Consider the following 14,594-nt stretch of genomic DNA (forward strand, 5'->3'; position numbering starts at 1 on the left):
GATGTCCTCGAAGTTTTCAGCCGACGCGGCCAGGCTGGTTCTGGCCTGACGGCACATTGAGCCGGCGGGCACGCACCAGCTGGTACGGACGGAAAAGGTAGGCCAGGGTGCCGAACCCGCTCCACACGTGTACCAGGCGGCTGAACGGGAACAGCAGGAAGATGGTCATGCCCAGCAGCATGTGCGCCTGGAAATGCCACTCCACGCCCCATACCAGGCTGGCATCCGGGTTGAACAGCACCAGGCCCTGCAGGTAGGAGGCAAGCCTCAGCATGGTCTGCGGGTCGGATACGTGGTGAAGCGACGCCGGCAGCGTCGACAGTCCGATCGCCAGTTGCACCCACAGAATGACCAGGATGGCGAGATCGGTGCGGTGGCTGGTCAGCCGGATGCGGTCATCGAAGATGCGCCGGTGCAACAGCAGGCTCAAGCCGATGAAGCAGATCAGGCCGGCAATACCACCGGCCACCACCGCCACCATCTGCTTCTGAGACGCGCTGACGAGGTACTCGTAGATCCAGTGCGGCGTGAGCTGACCGAACAGGTGGCCGAAGAACAGGAAAAGAATGCCGGCATGGAACAGGTTGCTGCCCCAGCGCAACTGCCCGGCGCGCAGCAACTGCGACGAGTCGCTCTTCCAGGTGTACTGGTCGCGGTCGAAGCGGGCGAGGCTGCCCATGAAGAACACCGCAAGGCAGATGTACGGGTAGACGTTGAACACGAAGTTGTGCAGGGCGTTCATGCAGATGCTCCTTGCGAAGGTGTGGCAGTCGCTCGGACCGGTGCCGTCGCCAGCGCCGGGTTCTTGACGATCTGAATGGGCTGCGGTTGACCGGGTCGCGCCTGACCTTGGGTAGAGCAGCCGTCGAAGGCCATCGGCTCGGCCCAGCTCTCGTCCAGCTCGGGTTCGACGGGCACGGAAACGGCCTGCGCCTTTTCGCCAGCCAGGTCGAGCAACGCGGCCAGCACGCAGGCGTGTGCCGCCTCTCTGCGCAGCAGCGCGCTGAAGATCACCTGCAGGATGTGCGTGATCTCGCCGAGGAAGGCCTTGGCCTGCGCCGCCGGCTGTGTGGACGCGTATTGCAGAACCACGGTCAGGTGGTCAGGCAGTTCGCCTGGGGCGAGGAACAGGCCTGCGGCCTCGTACGTCTTGCACAGGTCCACCATGGCCGGGCCGCGGTCACGGCTGTCGCCGTGCACGTGCTCGAACAGGTGCAGCGCTGTGCCGCGGCCGCGGTCGAAGAGTTCGACGTGGTCGGCTTCCACGTCCAGCCCCCGCCGGTTGGCCAGACGGCTGACCAAGGCGTCGAGTTCGGCCAGACGTGAAGGGCTGAGCACCCGCTCCTCGTGAAGCGCGGCCTGCAGCTCGGGCAAGTGCGTACGCAACTCGGCATCGGGGTAGCTGAGCAGGTGCGCGAGCACGCGCAGGGTCTTGGAGATGGTCTTCATCTCAAACCCCCGCCTTGATGGGAATGGTCCGCTTCTTTTCGCTGCCGAAGAGGCTGGTCTCAGTTGTGCCCTCGGAGCAGCCGTTGCCGAAGCTGAAGCCACAACCGCCGCGGATGTTGAAGGCGTTTTCGGCGTACTCGCGGTGCGTGGTGGGGATGACGAAGCGGTCTTCGTAGTTGGCGATGGCCATCACCTGGTACATGTCTTCCACCTGCGCCACGCTGATGCCCACCTGGTCGATGGCGGCATGGTTGGGCGTTCCGTCCACATGTTTGGCACGCTGGTAGGCGCGCATCGCGAGCAGACGTTCGAGCGAGCGAACCACCGGCGCCGTGTCACCGGCCGTCAGGAGGTTGGCGAGGTACTTGACCGGAATGCGCAGCTGGTTGACGTCGGGGATCTCGCCGTTGGTTCCCATCTGTCCGGCATTTGCCACTGCGGTGATCGGCGAGAGCGGCGGCACGTACCAGACCATCGGCAGCGTGCGGTACTCGGGGTGCAAGGGTAGTGCGACCTTCCAGTCCACCGCCATCTTGTAGACCGGGCTGTTCTGGGCCGCCGCGATCCAGTTCTCGGGGATGCCGTCCAGCCGCGCCTGTGCCTGCACCTTCGGGTCGTGCGGGTCGAGGAAGATGTCGAGTTGGGCCTGGTAGAGGTCCTTGTCGTGCTCCACGCTGGCCGCTTCCTGGATGCGGTCGGCGTCGTACAGCAGCACACCGAGGTAACGGATGCGACCGACGCAAGTCTCGGAACACACCGTGGGCTGCCCGGCTTCGATGCGCGGGTAGCAAAAGATGCACTTTTCGGCCTTGCCGCTCTTCCAGTTGTAGTAGATTTTCTTGTAGGGGCAGCCGGAGACACACATGCGCCAGCCGCGGCACTTGTCCTGATCGATCAGGACGATGCCGTCTTCCTCACGCTTGTAGATAGAGCCTGAAGGACATGAGGCCACGCATGCCGGATTCAGGCAGTGCTCGCACAGCCTGGGCAGGTACATCATGAAGGTGTTCTCGAACTGGCCGTAGATGTCCTTCTGGATGTCGTCGAAGTTCTTGTCCTTCGAGCGCTTCGAGAATTCACCGCCCAGGATCTCTTCCCAGTTCGGGCCCCAGACGATCTTCTCCATGCGCTTGCCCGTGATCAGGCTGCGCGGCCGTGCGGTCGGCGCGTGCTGCATCTCGGGCGCCGACTGCAGATGGTCATAGTCGAAGGTGAAGGGCTCGTAGTAATCGTCGATCTGCGGCAGGTTCGGGTTGGCGAAGATGCGCATCAGCAGCTTCCACTTGCCGCCCTGGCGAGGCTCGATCGTTCCGTTGGCCTTGCGGATCCAGCCGCCGTTCCACTTGTCCTGGTTCTCCCACTCCTTGGGATAGCCGATGCCGGGCTTGGTCTCGACGTTGTTGAACCAGGCGTACTCGACGCCGGGGCGGCTGGTCCAAACGTTCTTGCAGGTCACGCTGCAGGTGTGGCAGCCGATGCACTTGTCCAGATTCAGGACCATGCCGACTTGTGCGCGGATCTTCATGCGCCTTCTCCTTGTGCTTGAACGATCTCGGCACGCTCGTCACCGAGCGGGGTGTCGAGCCAGTCGACCTTCTCCATCTTGCGCACCACGACGAACTCGTCGCGGTTGGTGCCAATGGTCCCGTAGTAGTTGAAGCCGTAGCTGAACTGCGCGTATCCGCCGATCATGTGCGTGGGCTTGAGCACGATGCGGGTCACGCTGTTGTGGATGCCACCGCGCACTCCGGTGATCTGCGACCCCGGTGTGTTGATGATCTTTTCCTGCGCGTGGTACATCAGCAGCATGCCTGGGTTCACGCGTTGGCTCACGACCGCGCGCGCCGCGATGGCGCCGTTGATGTTGAAGACCTCGACCCAATCGTTGTCCTCCACCCCGGCGATCTTCGCGTCGTCTTCGCTCAGCCACACCACCGGCCCGCCGCGATTCAGCGTCAACATCATCAGGTTGTCGCTGTAGGTGCTGTGGATGCCCCACTTCTGGTGCGGCGTGATGAAATTGAGCAGGATCTCCTTGTTCCCGTTCGGCTTGATGTTGTGAATGCCGTGCGTGGTCTTCAGGTCCACCGGCGGGCGGTAGCTGCTCAAGGCCTCGCCGAACGCGATCATCCAGGGGTGGTCGAGGTAGAACTGCTGGCGACCGGTGAGGGTGCGCCACGGGATGTACTCGTGCACGTTGGTGTAGCCGGCGTTGTAGCTGACGGTCTCGCTCTCGATGCCGCTCCACGTCGGGCTGCTGATGATCTTGCGCGGCTGCGCCTGCACGTCGCGGTAGCGGATCTTCTCGTCTTCGCGGTACAGCGCCAGGTGGGTGTGGTCACGGCCGGTCTGCTTGCCCAGTGCCTGCCACGCCTTCACTGCCACATGGCCGTTGGTCTCGGGTGCCAGCTGCAGGATGACCTCGCAGGCGTCGATGTCGGTGACGATCTTCGGCATGCCCTGGGTCACGCCTTCGGTCAAGGTCTTGCCGTTGAGCTGGCCGAGTTGCTCGACCTCGGTGCCGGTCTTCCAGCCGATGCCTTTGCCGCCGTTGCCAAGCTTGTCCATCAGGGGCCCGAGCGCGGTGAAGCGCTTGAACACGTTGGGGTAGTCGCGCTCGACCACCGCGATCTGCGGCGCGGTCCGGCCGGGGATCAGCTCGCACTCGCCCTTCTTCCATTCCTTCACGTCGAAGGGTTGCGCCAGTTCACCGGCGGTGTCGTGCATGATCGGCGAGAGGTTCACTTCCTTCTCGACGCCCAGGTGGCCAATACAGACTTCGCTGAAAGTCTTGGCGAAGCCCTTGTAGATTTCCCAGTCGCTCTTGCTCTGCCAGACCGGATCCACCGCCGCCGACAACGGGTGGATGAACGGGTGCATGTCGCTGGTGTTGAGGTCGTTCTTCTCGTACCAGCTGGCGGTGGGCAACACGATGTCGCTGTACAGGCAGGTGGTGCTCATGCGGAAATCGAGCGTCACCACGAGGTCGAGCTTGCCTTCCGGCGCGTGCTCGTGCCACTTCACTTCGGTCGGCTTGGCGTCGTCCTTGCCCAAGTCCTTGCCCTGGATGCCGTTCTCGGTGCCCAGCAGGTGCTTGCAGAAGTACTCGTGGCCCTTGCCCGACGAGCCCAGCAGGTTGCTGCGCCAGACGAAGAGCACACGCGGCCAGTTCTGCGGCGCATCCGGGTCTTCGCAACTCATCTGCACTGTGCCGTCCTTCAGCCCGCGCACGACGTAGTCCTTGGGGTCCATGCCGGCGGCGGTGGCGTCCTTCACCACCTGCAGCGGGTTGGTCTTGAGCTGCGGCGCACTGGGCAACCAGCCCATGCGCTCGGCGCGCACGTTGTAGTCGATCATGCTGCCGGCGTACATCTTCTTGTCGGCCAGCGGCGAGACGATCTCTTCCATGCCGAGCTTCTCGTAGCGCCACTGGTCGGTGTGCGCGTAGAAAAAGCTGGTGCCGTTCATCTGCCGCGGCGGACGGACCCAGTCGAGTGCGAAGGCCAATGGCGTCCAGCCCGTCTGCGGGCGCAGCTTTTCCTGGCCCACGTAGTGTGCCCAGCCACCGCCGCTCTGGCCGATGCAGCCGCACATCATCAGCAGGTTGATGACACCGCGGTAGTTCATGTCGGCGTGGTACCAGTGGTTCATCGCCGCGCCGATGATGATCATCGACTTGCCCTGCGTCTTGTGCGCGTTCTCGGCGAATTGCCGGGCCACGGTGATGATCTGGTCGCGCGGCGTGCCGGTGATGCTCTCGGCCCATGCCGGCGTGTAGGCCGCATCGTCGTCATAGCTCTTCGCACCGCTGCCCAGCCCGCGGTCGATGCCGTACTGCGCCACCTGCAGGTCGAACACGGTGGCCACCAGGGCCTCGCGATGCTCACCTTCCTTGCCAAGGCGCAGACGCACCGCCGGCACCTTGACGAAGTTGACCTCGCCGTTCTGCACGTTCGACTTGAAGTGCGGCGACGACACGCCGCCGAAGTACGGCAGACCGATGTCGACGACCTCGTGTTCCTGCTCGCCATCCTCCATCACCGACAGCTTCAGCTTGACCTCGGTGCCGTGGCGCGCCTCCTTGTTCTCCAGGTTCCACTTGCCCTGGTCGACGCCGCCTTCGGGCGTCCAGCGAAAACCGATGCTGCCGTTCGGCAGCACGGCACGGCCGGCGATGTCGAAGGCCACCGTCTTCCACTCGGGGTTGTTGTCCTGGCCCAGCTTGCCGTTGAAGTCACTGGCGCGCAGGTAGCGGTCGGGCACCAGGGTCTTGGTGCCGTCGGGCAGCGTGTGCTCCTTGAGCATCACCAGCAGCGGCAGGTCGGTGTAGCGCCGCGCGTAGTTGTCGAAGTAGGGGCTGCGCTCCTTGAAGTAGAACTCGTTGAGCGCCACGTGGCCGAAAGCCATTGCCAGCGCCGCGTCAGTGCCCTGCTTGGGGTGCAGCCAGATGTCGGCCAGCTTGGCGACTTCGGAGTAGTCGGGCGTCACCGCCACCGTCTTCGCGCCCTTGTAGCGAACCTCGGTGAAGAAGTGGGCGTCCGGTGTGCGCGTCTGCGGCACGTTGCTGCCCCAGGCGATGATGTAGGTGCTGTTGTACCAATCGGCCGATTCCGGCACGTCGGTCTGCTCGCCCCACACCTGCGGGCTGGCGGGCGGCAGGTCGCAGTACCAGTCGTAGAAGCTCAAGGCGACGCCGCCGATCAGGTGCAGGTAGCGGCTGCCAGCCGCATAGCTGACCATGCTCATCGCGGGGATCGGCGAGAAGCCGATGATGCGATCGGGCCCGTGTTTCTTGATCGTGTAGACGTTCGACGCAGCGATGAGCTGGTTGACTTCGTCCCAGCTGCTGCGCACGAAGCCGCCCATGCCACGCACCTTCTGGTAGTCGCGCCGGGCCTCGGGGTTCTCGACGATGGTCGCCCAGGCGTCCACGGGGTTCTTTGCCGTCTTCATTGCGGCGCGCCAGCGCTCGAGCAAGCGGCCACGAACCATCGGGTACTTGACGCGGTTGGCGCTGTACAGGTACCAGCTGTAGCTGGCGCCGCGCGCGCAGCCGCGCGGCTCGTGGTTGGGCATGTCCCAGCGTGTGCGCGGGTAGTCGGTCTGCTGCGTCTCCCAGGTGACGATGCCGCCCTTGACGTAGATCTTCCAGCTGCAGCTGCCGGTGCAGTTCACGCCGTGCGTGCTGCGCACGATCTTGTCGTGCGCCCAGCGGTTGCGGTAGGCGTCTTCCCAGGTGCGGTCCTCGCCCGTGGTGAGTCCGTGGTCACCCGAGAAGGCTTCCTTGGGTGCTGCGAAGTGGGTGAGTCGGTCGAGAAAGTGGCTCATGGGGTCGTCCTTCGGAAAGTGGTCTGCGGGTCAGCAGGGCATGGGCGCATGGCGGCGGCTGTAGTACCACCAGGTCAGCGCGATGCAGGTGAAATAGAAAAGGATGAAGACCTGCAGTGCCGCTGCGGGGCTGCCGGTCATCGCGATCGCGGTGCCATAGCTCTTCGGGATGAAGAAGCCGCCGTAGGCGCCGATGGCGCTGGCCAGGCCCAGCACAGCAGCGGCTTCGACATTGCCGTCCTTCGTTGCCTGTGCCTGCGCGGAAGGCAGCGGTTCTGCGGCGCGCTGGCGCTCGGTCAGGAAGATGGTCGGGATCATGCGGAAGGTGCTGCCATTGCCGAGGCCTGAAGCGGCGAACAGAAGGGCGAAGGCAGCTAGGAAACCGGGGTAGCTGCCCACTTGCCCGTCGAGCCCTGCGATTGCGGCCTGATGCGGCAGGCACTGCAGCACCGCTGTGACGCCCAGCGCCATGGCGACGAAACTCCAGAAGGTGATGCGTCCACCGCCGTAGCGATCGGCGAGCCAGCCGCCCAGCGGCCGCAGCAGCGCGCCGATCAGTGGTCCCAGCCAGGCGAGCTGCGGCAGGTCGTCGCGCAGAAACTGGCTCTGGATCAGCATCGGCAGCCCGGCGGAGAAACCGATGAAGCTGCCGAAGGTGCCGAGATAAAGCCAGCACATCAGCCAGTTGTGCTTGCGCGTGAAGATCACCGCCTGCTCGGAGAAACCTGCCTTGGCATCCGCCAGGTCGTCCATGCCGAACCACGCGGCGACGGCGCTTGCAGCGATGAAGGGAACCCAGATGAACCCGGCGTTCTGCAACCACACCGGACCCTGCGCCGTGGCTTGCGGCGCGCCGACGAAGGCGCCGAAGGCACCCACGCCAATCACCAGCGGCACCACCAGCTGAACCATGGCCACGCCCAGGTGCCCGAGTCCGGCGTTCAGGCCCAGTGCATAGCCCTTGCGCGCGTTCGGAAAGAAGAAGCTGATGTTCGCCATCGAGCTGGCGAAGTTGGCACCGCCAAGTCCGCACAGCATGGCCAGTGCGACCATCCACTCGTAGGAGGTGCCTGGGTCGCGTACCGCGAAGCCGATGCCCAGGGCCGGCAACAGCAGGCTTGCCGTCGCCAGCGCCGTGAAGCGGCGGCCACCGACGATGGGCACGGCAAACGCATAGAAAATGCGAAGCGTCGCACCGGACAGCGCCGGCAAGGCCGTCAACCAGAAGAGCTGGTTGGTCGAGAAGTTGAATCCCGCCGCCGGCAGGTGCACCACCACCACCGACCACAGCATCCACACCGCAAAGGCCAACGTCAGCGCCGGGATCGACAGCCACAGGTTGCGCGTCGCCACGGTGCGGCCAGACCGGTCCCAGAAACCACGGTCCTCCGGATTCCAGTGGCGAATGATGGGCATGGCAGCCATGGCGCGGATCAGACGGTTCGTGTCGTGCTCAAGGTTTGATCAGGGGTTCTTCACGTACGCATTGCTGCGCAGGTAGAACCACCAGTTCAGCACCAGGCACAGCGCATAGAAGGCCGCGAATCCGTACATCGCGTTCTGCGGTGTGCCGGCCTTGATCTGGGCGCCGATGACGACCGGCGCAACGAATGCACCGTAGCCCGCAACCGCCGAGGTCCAGCCCAGCACCGGACCGGCCTGGGTGCGGTCAAAGATCACGCCGATCGTGCGGAAGGTCGAACCGTTGCCGATGCCGCTGGCGAAGAACAGCAGCATGAACAGCCCCAGGAACATCGGGAAGTACTGCTCAGGGGTGGCCGAACCGTAGGCCTGCATCATCACGTAGCCCACCGCCACCGAGGCCACCGCCATCACGGCCGAGATCACCTGCGTGACGATCGAGCCGCCGAGCTTGTCGGAGATCCAGCCACCGAGCGGCCGCACCGCGGCGCCGACGAAAGGGCCGATCCAGGCATAGGTCAGCGCGGAGGGCGCATGCGGATTCTTCAGGGTGTGCTGCAGCAGGCCGTTCGCGTCGGGCACGTGGCTGATGCCGAAGATCACCGTGATCGCCAGCGGCAGCGCCATCGAAAAGCCGATGAACGAACCGAAGGTCACGATGTACAGCACGGTCAGCGACCAGGTGTGCTTGTCACGGAAGATTGCGAACTGCTTGGCCACGCCCGCCTTCATCTCGCCGAACGCCGCCAGCTTCATCACACTCAGCGCCAGAACGATGTCCAGCGGGATGGCCACCCACATGCTCAACAGGCCCAGGCCGGTGGGCGCAGGCAGGTACAGGTAGAGCATGAAGATCGAAGGAACGAACGCGAGTGTGTACAGGTAGGTGATCTTGGCGAAGGCCATCAGCGGTGAGCCCGTGTCGGGCGACACCGTCTTCAGGTTGTTCATGCCGAACCAGCACAGCATCGACAGCGGCACCAGCGACAGGACCCAAGCGAAGCCGGCGTTCTGTATCCAGGTCGGCGTGCCGGCGGCGATCTTTCCGAAGATCCATCCGCTGTCTTTCACCAGCGTCATCGGCTCGCCGCCGAAGCCACCCAGCAGCCCCACCGTCATCACGAGCGGAATGACGATCTGCATCGTCGTGACGCCGAAGTTGCCCAGGCCCGCGTTCAGGCCCAACGCGGTGCCCTGCAGGCGCTTCGGGAAGAAGGTGCTGATGTTGGACATCGAGCTGGCGAAGTTGCCACCACCCACGCCCGACCAGAGCGCCATGAGCTGGAACGCCCACAACGGCCAGCCCTTGTGCTGCAGCACGATGCCCGTGCCGATGGCAGGCGCCAACAGCATCGCCGTTGTCAGGAAGATCGTGTAACGGCCGCCGGCGAGGCGAATCAGGAACGAGGCCGGAATGCGCATCGTGGCGCCCGAGATGCCAGCGATGGCCGTGAGCGTGAACAACTCGGCCTGGGTGAAAGGAAACCCCAGGTTGAGCATCTGCACCGTGATGATTCCCCACATGCCCCAGACCGCGAAGCCGCATAGCAGAGCAGGCACCGAGATCCAGAGGTTGCGGTAGGCGATCTTCTTGCCGGTGCTGTTCCAGAACCCCTCTTCCTCGGGGCGCCAGTCGGCGATGTCATTGCCGGTCGCCTCGCCACGTGGCAGGGCGGCAGTGATGGGGGTATTCATTGCTTTTTTCTCCAGAGAGCTCAGCGCGCGAAGCTGCGCGACATGGGCGACGCCGGAGCGTTCTGGCCCATCATTTCGGTCTTGCGGACTTCGGTCCAGTACATCCAGATCAGCGAAACCCAGACCACGCCGTAGAGCAGCATGAAGGCACTGGACCTGACGCCGGTGAGGTCCATCAGCGCGCCGAACATGATCGGCAGCACGAATCCGCCCATGCCACCGGCCAGGCCCACGATGCCGCTGACGGTGCCGATGTTGGTGGGGAAGTCGTTGCCGATGTACTTGAAGACGCTGGCCTTGCCGAAGGCGAAGGCGATGCCGAGCACGAACATGAGCGCGGTGAAGGTGTAGACGTTCAGCCCGACGTGAAACGTCTTCGCGCCGTTGACGGTCAGGATCGTGAAGTCGGTCTGCGGGTAGCTCAAGAGGAACAGGCAGACCCAGCTCACCCACAACACCCACCAGGTCACCTGGTGCGCGCCGAACTTGTCGGAAAGAATGCCGCCGACGGCGCGCAGCACGCCGCCCGGCAGCGAGAAGCAGGCCGCCAGCAGCGCCGCCGTCTGGATCGACAGGCCGAACTCACCGACGTAGTACTGCACCATCCACAAGGCCAGCGCCACATAGCCGCCAAAGACGATGCTGTAGTACTGGCAGTACTTCAGCACCCTCGGGTCCTTCAACATCTTGAGCTGGTCGCTGAACTTGGTGTTCGACGGCACCAGATGCTTCGGATCGCTGCTGCTGCCCAGCCAGAACAGGATGACCGTCCCGAGCATCACTGCGGCGTAGACCTGGGGGACCAATGTCCAGCCGCCCAGCACGAGCAGCGCAGGTGCTGCGAACTTGTTGACCGCAGAACCCGAATTGCCGGCGCCGTAGACACCCATCGCCATGCCCTGCCGGCTCTTGGGAAACCAGCGCGCTACGTAGGGTGTGCCAACCGAGAAGGAACCGCCCGCCAGGCCGACGAAGAGTCCGATGACCAGGAAGTGCCAGTACGCCGTGGCGTAGGACATCAGCCAGATGGCCGGCACCGTCGCCGCCATCAGCACGGTCATCACGATGCGGCCGCCGTACTTGTCGGTCCAGATGCCCAGCGGAACGCGGATCAGGGAGCCTGTCAGTACAGGCATCGCCGTTAGGAGGCCGAACTCGGTGGCGTTGAGCCCCAAGGTCTTCTTCAGCGGAATGCCGATGACGCCGAACATCATCCACACCATGAAGCAGACGGTGAAGGCGAGGGTGCTGACGATCAGGACCGACCAGGCCTGCCGCGGGATGGGGGGAGAAGTTGTAGTAGTGACCATGAACAAGACTCGTCCGGTGTATGACGAGACTGTGCTTCGGTGCGTCCTTGCCGAACATCCCTCCAGCGGCTATTGCTGGTGCGCCAAGAGAACGATGCCCGCCACCCGCCGCATAGTTCCGAAGAACTACTCAGGCCCTCCTTGGCCTCGGACTTGATCTGCATCAATGCAGAGCGAGCCGAACTCTTCTCAGACTGGCGCAGCGATATGCGAGTCGATAACATGCACACCGCATACCGCTTTAGTAGCTGCTCACCGTGATTGGACGGAAACCATGACCATCGATTCAAAGCCGCAGGCCGCTTCAGCCAGCGTCGCTCCAGCCGCGGCTGCCGTCGCTTCGCCTGTGCCACGAGAAGAACTGCTGGCAGCGCTGAACGAATTGTTGGAGGCTGAACGCGCTGGCGCGCGTGTCGCCATGGAGACGGTGCGCGAAATCCAATCTTCCGAGTTGGCAGCGCTGGTTCAGGACATTCACAAGGATGAGGTTCGGTGGTGCGGCATGCTCATGCGCACGATCAAGGCGTTGGAAGGCGAATCGTCGAGCGCCACTGGCGCGTTCTGGGGCAAGGCGATGGCGATCACCGACGTGCAGCAACGCCTGACCTTCCTGAACCGCGGACAGGCGTGGGTGGTGCGCAAGCTGCAAGCGCTGATACCAAGAATTGAGGACGCGCATGTCCGGTCAGAACTGGCCGCGATGCTGGAAGCGCACCATCACAACATCGGACTTGTCGACGCCCGACCAATTGTCGGGGTGGCGTGACGAGGCTGAGAATGACAGCGGCGGTCAAGAAATTCCCGATCCATCCCTCGCATCCCGAGCGTATCTGCTGGGGCTGCGACAAGTACTGCCCCGCGGACTCGATGATGTGTGGCAACGGTAGCGTCGTGACGCCGCATCCATCGGAACTGTTCGGCGAAGACTGGATGACCTGGGGCTTGGATACCGAAATTCCTGAAATCCTGAAGAATACGGACTGGGCGATGAGGTTCGGCACATCGTGCATTCAAGCGGCTGCGGAATCACCGGCGGCGGAGCAGCGAGCTCAACGCCGAAACGAATCCGATCCGCCATCACCGCCAGCACCGTCGAGTGAAGCCGGCGAAGGTATGCCCCCTGCGCGGCAGCTACTTCATCGACATGTTCAAAGCTCCCGGAACGGCACGAAAGTGGACCTCGAAGTAACGCTCAACAGTGCTCAGCAGGGAAGTCACATCGTGATGCGCATTCACCGCTCGCCGCACAATCTGCATACACAAACAGTCGAGTATGTGACTGACGACTCGACGCTGGACGCGGCCATATGCACTGGCTTCGAGATCGCGCAGGCTGTCATTGATGGGCGACCGTGTTGAGAGTGGTGGCAGCACACACGGCACCTCAACTGAATCGGTGAAGATCTGACTCGCCACCGAAGTCCGCGAATTCAAGGAAGCGGCTCGAGTCTAAGGCGCGACTAGCTTGAACACCGCCACGGACCGCACCAACTGCTGCGCCTGCGTCTTCAAACTCTCCGCAGCGGCAGCGCTCTCTTCAACCAGCGCGGCGTTCTGCTGCGTGGCCTGATCCATCTGGCTCACGGCCTCGCCCACCTGCATGACACCTTCACTTTGCTGAGTGCTTGCGATGCTGATTTCACCCATGATGTCGGTCACGCGTTGGATGGAACTGACAACCTGATTCATGGTGACGCCCGCCTGATCAACCATCGCGGCGCCGTGTTCGACCCGTTCGACGCTGGCGGTGATGAGACTCTTGATCTCCCTCGCTGCTTCGGCCGATCGCCCTGCCAGGCTCCGAACCTCACTGGCCACGACGGCAAAGCCACGGCCCTGCTCTCCGGCACGCGCCGCTTCTACCGCCGCGTTCAACGCGAGAATGTTGGTCTGAAACGCTATGCCGTCGATCACGCCGATGATGTCGGCGATGCGCTTCGAGCTGCTGTTGATCTCTTTCATGGTCTCCACTGCCCGCCCGACCGCTGCCCCACCCTCAGCGGCCACCTGACTGGCATCATGGGCAAGCAGATTGGCCTGCCGGGCATGATCCGCATTCTGCGTCACGGTCGCACTCAACTGCTCCATCGACGCGGCCGTTTGCTCCAGCGCCGCGGCCTGCTGCTCGGTTCTGCTCGAAAGGTCGTTGTTCCCTTGGGCAATTTCAGCCGCGGCTGTCGCCACAGAGTCGGCGTTGTGCCTCACGTTGGACACGACCATTGCCAGACTCGCTTGCATCGCTTTCAACTGCACCATCAAACTGCTGCTGTCACCTTCGCGTATGGCGATGGCCAGACTCAGATCGCCGACGGCAACCCTGCGGGCGAGTGCAGAAGCTTCCGCTGGCTCGGCTCCCAACTCGCGTCGAATGGACCGCACCAAGGCGAAGCCGAACGCCGCGGCAAACAATCCGCCGGCAACGATTGCCCACACAGCGACCCTGTGGATGACGCTGTTGCTCGACGCGGACTCTTCGAAGTCCTTCTTGGCTTCGTCGACCTGAAGTTTCACGAGAGCGTCGATGTCTTTGTCCACGGGCCCAAATAGCGGTCGGATCTTCTGTACCGTCAGAGCCCTGGCTTGTTCCACGTTGTTCGAGCGCATGGCGGCCACCGCGGGTAGCAAGCCCTCCTTCACAAACGCCGCGCGGTGCTCCGCAAAATCCTTGACCAAACCTTCTTCCTGATTCGTCATCTTGGTCGCCGTGTAGGCGTTCCAGATCTTCGTGATGGTGGCGATGTTTGAATCGACTTGGTCCGCACGTTCCTTCAGAACTTCAGGCGTCGGCGTGACGAGCGCGATGGCGATGGCAAGGCGGTTGCGCAACAGCAAGCTTCTGATCTCACCGAGCTGCCCGGCGGGCACCGTTCGATCTTCGAACATCGTTCGCTGTGCGACATTGGAGTTCTCGAGGCCATACAGACCGAGGCCGCCGATCGACACCAGCAACAAGAGCAGTGCGCCAACCAGAACGGTCAGTCGGGTAGATACCTTCAATTTGTTCATTGCATCTCTCTTGTGGCCTCGGGCAATGCGCCCGCTCTGAAGGCCGCTGGGAAACTGTTCGAATCATCTGCCTTGGCGCAATGACCAACTCCTGGACGGATGAACTGGTGCGGGAACGCTTCAGTTCGCGGACTTCGGTTCTGTGTCGGCATTCCATCGCACTCATTGATCTGCAGTTGATAGCGGGTTGATCTGGGTCAAATGAATTGGCTTGTGGCGCACGTGATCTTTCGGAGAGTGGGCCACCCACGCGTTGCCGGACTCGTCGCTTTCACCTGCGCAAATCACTGTTCTTTGAATGCTGGGCATCGGCGGCTTGCGGTTTGATCTTCCTGGTTGCTACAGCCGCAATAATAGATGCATACTTGGTGCATGTTTATGATC

At 63.1% G+C, this 14,594-nt stretch carries 9 protein-coding genes and 1 pseudogene; 2 read left to right on the forward strand and 8 right to left on the reverse strand.

Annotated features, from left to right (window positions below; all coding sequences use genetic code 11):
* Positions 1-16: 16 nt before the first annotated feature.
* From narI to AC30PD_RS00860, 7 genes are read right to left on the reverse strand one after another with little or no spacing between them, the layout of a single operon-like run.
* Positions 17-742: a respiratory nitrate reductase subunit gamma gene (gene narI / locus AC30PD_RS00830; RefSeq protein WP_489533734.1), complete on the reverse strand. Its 726-nt coding sequence runs from the start codon at positions 740-742 to the stop codon at positions 17-19.
* Entirely contained in the window at positions 739-1,449 is a 711-nt protein-coding gene (gene narJ / locus AC30PD_RS00835) for a nitrate reductase molybdenum cofactor assembly chaperone (protein WP_489533735.1), read from the reverse strand. Before narJ ends, narI begins: the two co-directional genes overlap by 4 nt.
* 1 nt (position 1,450) lies before the next feature.
* Positions 1,451-2,974 carry a nitrate reductase subunit beta gene (narH, locus tag AC30PD_RS00840; protein ID WP_489533736.1) on the reverse strand — a complete coding sequence of 508 codons (1,524 nt, stop codon included), beginning with the start codon at positions 2,972-2,974 and terminating at the stop codon, positions 1,451-1,453.
* Entirely contained in the window at positions 2,971-6,777 is a 3,807-nt protein-coding gene (locus AC30PD_RS00845) for a nitrate reductase subunit alpha (RefSeq protein ID WP_489533737.1), read from the reverse strand. The genes narH and AC30PD_RS00845 overlap by 4 nt, the downstream gene beginning before the upstream one ends.
* A 30-nt stretch (positions 6,778-6,807) precedes the next feature.
* On the reverse strand, positions 6,808-8,202 hold the full coding sequence (locus tag AC30PD_RS00850; RefSeq protein ID WP_489533738.1) for an MFS transporter: 1,395 nt from the start codon (positions 8,200-8,202) through the stop codon (positions 6,808-6,810).
* Between the two features lie 39 nt (positions 8,203-8,241).
* Complete coding sequence (locus AC30PD_RS00855) at positions 8,242-9,894, reverse strand: MFS transporter (protein WP_489533739.1); 1,653 nt, start codon at positions 9,892-9,894, stop codon at positions 8,242-8,244.
* A gap of 20 nt (positions 9,895-9,914) precedes the next feature.
* On the reverse strand, positions 9,915-11,204 hold the full coding sequence (locus AC30PD_RS00860) for an MFS transporter (protein WP_489533740.1): 1,290 nt from the start codon (positions 11,202-11,204) through the stop codon (positions 9,915-9,917).
* A 274-nt stretch (positions 11,205-11,478) separates the two neighbouring features.
* Here AC30PD_RS00860 and AC30PD_RS00865 point away from each other — a divergent pair, with 274 nt between their 5' ends.
* Together AC30PD_RS00865 and AC30PD_RS00870 are read left to right on the forward strand one after the other, a co-directional pair.
* A complete protein-coding gene (locus AC30PD_RS00865; RefSeq protein ID WP_489533741.1) occupies positions 11,479-11,970 on the forward strand; it encodes a DUF6306 domain-containing protein in 492 nt (163 codons plus the stop codon).
* Between the two features lie 11 nt (positions 11,971-11,981).
* Positions 11,982-12,152 (forward strand): annotated as a pseudogene (locus AC30PD_RS00870) (DUF3079 domain-containing protein); the annotation flags it as partial.
* Between the two features lie 501 nt (positions 12,153-12,653).
* Here the strand turns inward: AC30PD_RS00870 and AC30PD_RS00875 are convergent.
* Positions 12,654-14,210 carry a methyl-accepting chemotaxis protein gene (locus tag AC30PD_RS00875; protein WP_489533742.1) on the reverse strand — a complete coding sequence of 519 codons (1,557 nt, stop codon included), beginning with the start codon at positions 14,208-14,210 and terminating at the stop codon, positions 12,654-12,656.
* Positions 14,211-14,594 lie beyond the last annotated feature (384 nt).

It is taken from the genome of Rhizobacter sp. (assembly GCF_032229685.1).
GTDB lineage: Bacteria > Pseudomonadota > Gammaproteobacteria > Burkholderiales > Burkholderiaceae_C > LMDS01.

Coding starts and splice junctions, on each gene's coding strand:
- AC30PD_RS00850 (WP_489533738.1), bottom strand. CDS start 8,202: ATGGCTGCCATGCCCATCATTCGCCACTGGAATCCGGAGGACCGTGGT.
- AC30PD_RS00855 (WP_489533739.1), bottom strand. CDS start 9,894: ATGAATACCCCCATCACTGCCGCCCTGCCACGTGGCGAGGCGACCGGC.
- narI (WP_489533734.1), bottom strand. CDS start 742: ATGAACGCCCTGCACAACTTCGTGTTCAACGTCTACCCGTACATCTGC.
- AC30PD_RS00865 (WP_489533741.1), top strand. CDS start 11,479: ATGACCATCGATTCAAAGCCGCAGGCCGCTTCAGCCAGCGTCGCTCCA.
- AC30PD_RS00845 (WP_489533737.1), bottom strand. CDS start 6,777: ATGAGCCACTTTCTCGACCGACTCACCCACTTCGCAGCACCCAAGGAA.
- AC30PD_RS00860 (WP_489533740.1), bottom strand. CDS start 11,204: ATGGTCACTACTACAACTTCTCCCCCCATCCCGCGGCAGGCCTGGTCG.
- narH (WP_489533736.1), bottom strand. CDS start 2,974: ATGAAGATCCGCGCACAAGTCGGCATGGTCCTGAATCTGGACAAGTGC.
- AC30PD_RS00875 (WP_489533742.1), bottom strand. CDS start 14,210: ATGAACAAATTGAAGGTATCTACCCGACTGACCGTTCTGGTTGGCGCA.
- narJ (WP_489533735.1), bottom strand. CDS start 1,449: ATGAAGACCATCTCCAAGACCCTGCGCGTGCTCGCGCACCTGCTCAGC.